The sequence below is a fragment of the Pedobacter sp. HMWF019 genome, assembly GCF_003061025.1.
In the GTDB taxonomy this organism is placed as follows: domain Bacteria; phylum Bacteroidota; class Bacteroidia; order Sphingobacteriales; family Sphingobacteriaceae; genus Pedobacter.
Window position 1 is genome coordinate 1 of the sequence record NZ_QAIL01000262.1, and the last position, 9,095, is coordinate 9,095.

Genomic DNA, 9,095 nt, shown 5'->3' on the forward strand with positions numbered 1-9,095 from the left:
GTACACATGAGATTATAGACGATTTTTATCAATTAATTTCAAAGCATGCTAACCAACAAAGAAACGTTTCGTTTTATGCTAAAAAATTATCAATTAAAGAAATTAGCAATGAGCTTCATTTTGAAGAAACAAGTGTCTTTTGCAGATACTTTAAAAGAATTGTAGGTTCTTGAAATTAGTAAAGGTTATGTATCTGATATCCTGCATTACAAAAAGGGGTTATCTAAAGAAGTAATTAGAAAACTATCTGAATATTTTAAAGTTAGGCAGGAGGCTTCTAATCGACCTACATCTTTAGACGTGCAGCCAAAGTTTCAGCGTTACAGGCGAATTATATATAATGGCATTACTCATAGATATTTAATTATATAATTATTACCTTGATTATGCTTCAGCAAGATATAATGCGCAGGTTGCCAAAGTCGGTTCCTGCGCATCAAAATCATATATACGGACTAAGTCTTCGCTTTTTCGTAGCTATTTCCACTTCCTTTCACTTTACTGCTCGTTTCAATCACCAGCACAAAAGGCTTATCAGCTCCTGTATTTTTATAATGAACAAAGTATGCATTGCTCTGGATCTCCTCTACATTTAAACGTTCATCCGGTTGCGTAAGTAAATAAGCTTTGCTGATTCCTGTTCCTGCAGGAAGCTTAACCTGATACGCACCAGAAACAGGTATATTACATACAATCATATGAATCTTGTCGGCACCTGTTTTTTTAGTAAAGTATCCCCAGTCTTGCTTCTCCAGTCCTGCATATTCACAGTTATAGATCGCCTCGTTGTTTACCTTCATCCAGTTCCCGATTTCAGCAGCCAGTTTTTTCTCCTCATCACGAATCGACCCATCCCCTTTTGGACCAAAATTCAACACAAAATTTCCTCCTAAGGATACGGCTTTGGCCGTCATTTCAATCAACTCGTTGCTGGTTTTAATATGTCCCTTCCAGGCCTTGTTATAGCCCCATTGATTTTCCGGAACTGTCATCACGCAATCCCAATCGTTTCCATGCACATCTTCTATCTTATTGGGTAATTTACGTTCCCATCCCTGCTCATAGTCGCCCATGAGCACATGATTAGAATCAAAATGACGTTTTCCAAACTCATCAGCTCTAAAGCGGCTGCCAATAATCAATCCCGGATGCAGTTTACGCATTTCGGTTTCCAGTTCATCAGCAAATTCAGCCTGTTTTACCCATGATTTATCCCAGGTTCCATCAAACCAGAGTCCTTTAGCTGTAGGATATCTGGTCAGCAATTCAATCAATTGGTTTCGGGTAAATTTCTTAAAGCCTTCAAAGGCAATACTATCAGACTTGGTTTTGATGTCATATCTCCAGCCCGGATGGTTCCAGTCCATGATAGAAAAATACAAGATCACATCTATCCCTGCCTTATTGTAGGCATCTACCAGCGGCCCTATTACATCCTTCTTCCATGGAGACTTCGCTACCGTATAAGACGTATATTTACTTGGCCATAAGCAGAATCCATCATGGTGTTTAGTGGTTATGGTCACGTATTTAGCGCCCATATTCTTCGCTATTCCAGCCCATTCTTCAGGATTGAAATTAACCGGATTGAACTTATAAATCAAAGAATCATAAGTCGATTTCGGGATACCATTCCAGGACCTGATCCATTCCGCAGCGCCATCATATTGTTTGCCATTCCATTCGCCACCAGGTATAGCGTACAAACCCCAGTGTATAAACTGACCAAGACCATAGCCCCTCCATTTTTGCATCACCTCATCGGTTCTTTTTCCAACACGGTGACTGCCATGGACAAGTTTCACCTGTTCCTTGTCCTGTGCATTAGCAAAACTTAAGAACAATATCATCAAAAAGGTTAATCCAATATTCTTTTCTGAAAGCTTCATTTTACCAGTTTGGGTTTTGAGTTAAATTTTTGTTGAGCAATATATCTTCTGTTGGAATAGGAAACAAATAGGCTTTTGACTCGTTAAACTTCCTTCCGGCAGGAAGAGTTTTAAAATAAGGCAATATATAACCTTCTGCGCTTAAATAAATATCCTTATTTACCACCACTGCTGGAAACTGCGATTGAACAAATTTAATGCCTTCAACAGGAACATTGATTAGTTTTCCAGCTTTCCATCTCATCAAATCATCCCAGCGGGTATTTTCAAAAGCCATCTCTACCCTTCTCTCCCTACGGATCTCTCTCAATAACGGAGCAATTGGTGTTCCTACATAGGTCTGATAGATGGCATCCAAACGAGGATCTGCAGGTTCATTGCCAATGACAAGATTTGGCATTCCTACACGACTACGAAGCTTATTAATGGTCTGGTCAATAACAGACTGACTAATCTGACCTAACTCATACTTAGCCTCTGCATAATTTAACAGAATTTCTGCAAAGCGAAATACCGGCGCAGCTTGCTGGCCACTCGTTACCCGATCCCAGTCTGCCGGACTATTATAAAACCATTTGGCTAAACGATATCCTGTTGGGCACTTATTCCCGCTCATTCCGGGCAAATTTGGCAGAGGTGCATTATTTGAACCTTGAATAGTTGTTGCAGCCAGTTCATAAGTCCCAAAATTTGCAACGGTTTGTGATAAACGGGGATCTCTGTTTTGCATTTCTATTTGTATAGATCCTTTACCTTGAAACAAAGGGCTTGTAGAAATGGACTGTCCATCCGAACATAGGTAATCGTCTACTAAACTCCGGGTAGCTCCAAATTGATGTCTGAGATTTTGAGCAAAATAACGGCTAAATGCCGCACCATAGTTTAATGCTGCAGAATATTCTCTCCACATCACTATTTCTGTATTATTTTTATAGGATTCAGTTGCAAACAAACTATTATACACAGACTTTTGATCCCCCTGAACTAAGCTATATTTAGTCAGCAAAGCCTCTGAAGCTTCTGTGCAATATCCCAAAAACTTAGATCCATCCAATCCCAACTCTGAATGATATTTTCTATACGTTCCTTCATACAAACCTATTCTTGATTTTAAGAATTGTGCCATATCCTTGTTCAGGCGATTACTCTCCTCCAAACCTTTTGCAGGTAAATAGTCTATAGCCTTGTTCAAAATATACATTACAGAATCCATCACCTGTGCCCTTGGAGTTCTGGCCGCCGTCAGCTCTGGCGAATTAACATTTAAGGAATGTTGCAACCATGGCACATCTCCAAATAGTTTAACCTTGGTAAAATAATCAAGGGCTTTAAAAAAATAAACCTCTCCTACATATTTGTTAGCAACATCGGCGGTCAGGTTTGCCCTTTTGTAGTTATCCAAAAAGAAATTCAATTGTTTTATACCTTCAAAATTCCATCCTCCAGATCCACTGCCTCCAGAAAGATAGGCAATATACTCATCCGTTCCGACCTTAGAATAAGTAAGTGGAGCAGCATTATCTGTGATTACATCTCCATAAACCAGTGTATTTACATTTACCCCCCAAGGCTGAACAGTACCATCTGCGTAATCAGTTCCAAATCCAACAATATATCTTGGATAAAGGCTGTTGTTATAAAGCTTTAGGTCATTTTCTGTTTTCCAATAATTTTGGTCTGTAATATTATCTAATGGGAAGCGATCCAGCGAATCCTTTTTACAGCTAAAAAGCAATGATGCAGAAACCAATCCAAATATGAATGTTTTTATACTCTTTTTCATCTTATATAATTTAAGTGACTTTTGAATTAAAATGTTGCCTGTATTCCTAGTGCATAGGATCTGATAATTGGATAATCCATTCCCAACAATTCAGGATCGAATGTCTTTGGTACACTTTTAAATTCAAACAAATTGTATGCAGAAGCAGAAACCCTTAATCTCTGCAATTTGATCCTATTGGTAAATGATTGAGGTAATGTGTAACCCAACGCTAAATTCTTCATACGTAAATAAGCACCATTTGCCAAATATCTGGTCTGTACCTGCCTGTTACGGGCCGCGTTTTTATAGGCCGGATAAAAAGCATCGGTGTGTTCTGGTGTCCACGAATTGTTATAGGTCTCGTAAGTACCCGTTGCGCCGGCACCCCAATATAAATTGTTTCCAATCCAAAGGTCTCTTTTCCCCACACCCTGGAAAAAAATGTTCAAATCAAATCCTTTATAATTAAAGTTGGAATTCAAGCCATACTGGTATCTTGGCGTACTGTTTCCGATTATTTTTCTATCCCCTGAATTTCCAACAGTATTATTTCCAAAAGTAATCTGGTTATCCCCGTCGATATCTTTGTAACGCACATCTCCCGGATACCATAAACCTGAAGATATTAGCTTCTGGCTTGGAGCCTTGTTGATTTCATCTTGTGATTGAAAGATACCATAAGTTTCATATCCCCAGATTTCTCCCATCTTTTGCCCTTCATATAGATTCGAATCGCTGATGATCTTATTCGGATTATTATCGAACTTCACCACCTTAGACTGGTAGTCACCTAAGGTGAATGCCAGATCATAATTCAATCCAAAATTGGTCGCATTTCTATATTTTAAAATTAATTCCCAGCCTTTGGTATCAATGGTTCCAGAATTGACTTGTGGTGAGGATGCACCTAAAACGGCGGGGTATTTCAAACCGTCAGTAAGAATATCTGTAGTTCTTCTGTTATACCAGTCAAAACTGATCTCGAAATTTTTAAAAACCGTCAGGTCGGCTCCAAAGTCTATCGTGGTTGCCGTCTCCCAGGTTAAATTTGGATCTATCAGACCTGGAGCAGTAACACCTACAGGTCTTACTCCATTTAACAAATATTGTATCTGGGCATCTGTACCGTAATTGGATATATACAAATAATTCTTAACATTCTGATTTCCAAGACTACCATAAGAGGCTCTTAATTTCAGGTCATTGATATAGGGTTTTATACTCTTTGCAAATTGCTCCTCACTTACGCGCCATCCGGCAGAAAATGAAGGAAAGAACTTAAACCTTGTGTCCGAAGGAAATTTCGAGGTGCCGTCATAACGTCCGTTAGATTCGAACAGATACTTCCCATCATAGTTATAAGTCAGACGATAAAACAATCCCTGAACCGCCCAGTGAGATTCGCTGTCGCCAACAGTTTGCAATCCCTGCGCCTGGCTTATTGTAGGCACATTTACATTAATATTGTTTCTCTGTGCAGTTACATCCTGGTCAGTATACCATTCGCGGTTAAAACCAATTAAACCGTGAAAGTTGTGTTTTCCTGCGATCGTTTTTATATAATCGGTATAAATGTTTACTGTATATTTATTAGAATTAAAATTGTAACGTTTAATATAATCTGGATTTGTTTGAACAGTTGTCGTAGCATTTCTAGTCGTTTCCAGTCTTTCCAACGTTGGCAAAATTGTCTTTTCTATTGTGCTGTTGGCTAAATAAGATAAATCACTTTTCAGCGACCATTCTTTTGTAAACTGCAGACTTGGAGAGGCAGAAAGTAAAATATTTGATTTGTTGGTTTGGTCAGATGATCCATAATCCATAAACGACAAAATATTATCTGTATATTTCGGTTTAACATTTAGCGATGCAGGAACAAGCATAGGCATACTCACATTACGAGAAGGTTCCTGAGACATAGCCACCCACCACCCACCTTTGCCCGACGGACTTACCGGCTCGATGTACGTTGAATTGTTATAGGCAGTTTTAAAGTCAATCTTGAACCAGTTATTTATCTTTGCAGACACATTTAATAAGGCATTATAGCGCTTAAAGTTATCTGTATTAATCTTGTAAAGTCCATCTTCGTTTTGATATCCAAATGACCCATAGTAAGAAACATTGTCGCTCCCTCCTGATAAAGACAGGTTATGTTTTTGCATAGGAGAGTAATTCGATAAAGCCTCTTTATATGGGTTGACATTTCCTCTCCAGATGATATTATTTTTCTGCACATCATTTGCTTCGAAATAATAAGGTTCGTTGTGCAAAGGGTCATCCATATATTCTTTGATCTTTTGGAGTTTCAGTATCTCGTTTGATCCTGCTGAACCATTTTCCAGTGCAGCGGCTTTGACGATAGCTTCCTGAATAGAATAAGCATCCAGAATATCTGGTACAGCGGTTGGAGTATTCCATTGGAAAGAATTAGAATACGTGACCCTTGATTTCCCTCCCTTTCCAGATTTAGTTTTAATGAGCATAACACCAAATGCCCCTCTTGCACCATAAATAGCCGCCGATGCAGCATCTTTCAACAAAGTTACAGACTCAATATCTTCTGGATTAAGTAAGTTTGGATCCATTTCTACCCCATCAACCAAGATGAAAGGAGCTCCGCTTTGAAACTTTATCTTATTGCCATCATTCGCATCTTTAAAAAAAGATGTCCCACCCCTTACATTATAAGTTGCTCCTGTATTAGGGCTTCCGTTGGAGATACTCACATTAAAGTTGGGCATGAGCCCCTGCAATGCCTGGCCAAGGTTTGCAGTTGGCCTGTTTTCCAGCATTTTGGAATCAATCTGACTAACAGCCCCGGTTAGATTTGCTTTCTTCTGCGTACCATACCCCACAACAACAACTTCATCCAGGGCTTTCTTATCCCCCTTCAGAACAATATTTAGAGTACCTCCTTTTACAGGGACTTCCTGAGGTAAAAAACCGATGCTGCTTACTATTAATATAGCATTGGGGTTTTTAAGTGTAATGGAAAATTCTCCCTGGCCGTTGGTACTGGCCCCATTCTTGGTTCCCTTTTCCAAAATACTAACTCCAGGTAGTGGCATCCCTTCTTCATCCTTCACAATACCCTTTACATTTTTCTGAGCTGTCGGTTTCCACTCTACCCGTGTTACAAGTGGACCTGCAAATGCTTCTGCATGAGATAAGCAGGCCAATAATGGCACCATCACAAGGTACTTCCTGGATACTGGCCACCATAATTCTTTTGGTAGTCTTCTTTTTTTCATATATGGTTTGGTTAGTTTAGTTGGCAATGAGAAATCTATTTGGTTATAGTCAAAAATGTTGTTTTAAACAGCTAAAAAAGATGAATATTCGAAGCAAAAGGGTAGAAAAATCGAAACAAGAGGCTGATTAATGGCAGATCCCTTATCTGCCATTATAATTCCAGATCACCTCGTCAGTATAGCTCTTTCCCTCCTTTGTGGTCCTGGCCTTGATTACATTTTTTCCTTTCTTTAATTCTATATGATCGAATACATAATGCACCTGAACATCAACCACTTGCGGAGTAGTAGTTATTCTTTTGCCATTTAGATAAAGCTCTGGCTGCCCGGTATTGGAATATACGGTGACCTGTGTGGTCTGCTGCGTACGTTCAGTTGTTCTCCGCTCAGTGATATACAGTACTGGCTCCTTACTCCAGTTTGCCTTATACCAGTAAAAAACATCTTTTTTTAATTTCCGGTCAAAAGTGACCAGGCCTTTCATATTCCGGGCAGGCATTCCTCCTCTATCCCACATAGGGGTAGCAAAGTCAAACATATTCCATAAATAAGAAGCAACGATATAAGGGTGTTTCGCTATAATTGGCCACTGTATCTCGTGCGTCTTTGTTTCATAATTTTCAGGATAAACAGGCAAAGTATAATTGTAGATATCTCCCAAAAGTGCCTGTTCTTTTTGTTGGAATACGTTCCCGTCTGCCCCATATTCAGATAAAACCACTTTATTATCTGGATATTTTTGCTCCAGGTTTTCGGCCCATTTATCCAATCCGCTAATTTTACCTTCATACCAGCCATAGTAACGGTTCATTCCCTGAATATCTGCATTCAGGTTTGTTGGTCTTTCCATTTCGCCATAGCCGCTCACACTTACGGTATAACGGCCTGGATCTTCTATTTTAGCGATCTCATTAAGGTCCCTGGTCAAAACTGCCGGAAAATCTGCAGGTGTTTTTCCATACACCTCATTATGTAATCCCCATACATAAATAGCCGGATGATTGTAATTCTGACGGATCAGCTCGGTTAATTGCTGTTTGGCATTATCTCCTTCTTCAGAAGTATAGGTGTTTACAAAAGGAATTTCAGCCCAGATTACAAACCCCATTGTGTCACATTGTGAATAGATATATTCTGCCTGCTGGTAATGGGCAAAGCGAATGGTGGTTGCCCCCATTTCCCTGATCATATCCAGATCTTCCTTGTGCTGTGAATTGCTCAATGCATTTCCGTATTTCCATCTGTCCTGATGACGGGTAACGCCATACATCGGATAGGCCTTATCGTTCACGAAAAACCCATTCTTTCCTGCAAATTCAAATTTTCTAAGACCTAGTGGCTGTACTACTTCATCAATAACCTGATCCTTTTGAAGAACCTGGGTAACCACTTTATACAGATAAGGGTCGTCTAATCCTTGCCATAAATGAGGGTTTTCCATCATAAAATTCTGTTCAAAGCGCTGTCTTCCCTGCATCGTTACCCGCTCATTGGTGTTTTTAGTCAGAACAGATTTCCCTTCTTTATCGTATACCGTCGTTTTGATTGTTATTTCCTGCGGAGCGGAAAGTTTGTTTTCTATTTTAACAGCCAGGTTAACCTCTGCAGATTTTGGAGTCACATTTTTCTGGCTTAAATAAATACCTGGCGATGCATAATCTGTGGTACTGATGTTCAGCTTATTGGTTACAATTAAGCTTACAGGCCTATAAATCCCACCATAAATTCCAAACAGGAAGTGGTTAACCGGGATAACATCTTTTCTCGCTTTATTGTTAACTTTAACAAGAACGGTATTTTTTAAACCAGGTTTAACCGCATAAGTGATCTCAAAACAAAAAGCACTGTAAGATCCTTTATGTGTACCAACCAGTTTATCATTTACATAGACTTGTGCAACCTGCCCTACCCCTTCAAAACGTAAAAAAATCCTTTTATCTTTATATTCTTCACTCAGGTCAAACTCTTTTTTATACTGTCCTTCGCCTTCATAAAAGTCTTTTGACAGCTGCATATCCTCCGCATTCCAGGTATGTGGGATGGTTACCCGTTCCCATTCCGTCTTCGCGACCACGTTTTCATTTGTTTTTTTGAATTTCCAGTCACTGTTAAAATTTAAAGTTGATCTGGATTGCGCTTGCACAGCAAAGCAAAAAAAGGAAAATGCCAAAGTTAAAAAGGCTATAT

Annotated in this window: 4 protein-coding genes; all 4 read right to left on the minus strand. The window is 39.3% G+C overall.

Annotated elements, in window-relative coordinates; translation table 11 throughout:
* Positions 1–455: 455 nt before the first annotated feature.
* Positions 456–1,889 (minus strand): alpha-L-fucosidase, encoded by a 1,434-nt coding sequence (locus DBR11_RS15280; RefSeq protein WP_108553525.1) that lies wholly within the window; start codon positions 1,887–1,889, stop codon positions 456–458.
* A gap of 1 nt (position 1,890) precedes the next feature.
* Positions 1,891–3,672, minus strand: coding sequence for a RagB/SusD family nutrient uptake outer membrane protein (locus DBR11_RS15285; protein WP_199233852.1), 1,782 nt, complete (start codon positions 3,670–3,672; stop codon positions 1,891–1,893).
* A 26-nt stretch (positions 3,673–3,698) separates the two neighbouring features.
* Positions 3,699–6,908 (minus strand): TonB-dependent receptor, encoded by a 3,210-nt coding sequence (locus DBR11_RS15290; protein WP_108553526.1) that lies wholly within the window; start codon positions 6,906–6,908, stop codon positions 3,699–3,701.
* Positions 6,909–7,050: 142 nt separating this feature from the next.
* On the minus strand, positions 7,051–9,095 hold a 2,045-nt coding region (locus DBR11_RS15295), incomplete at its 5' end, for a glycoside hydrolase family 2 protein (RefSeq protein WP_233260769.1).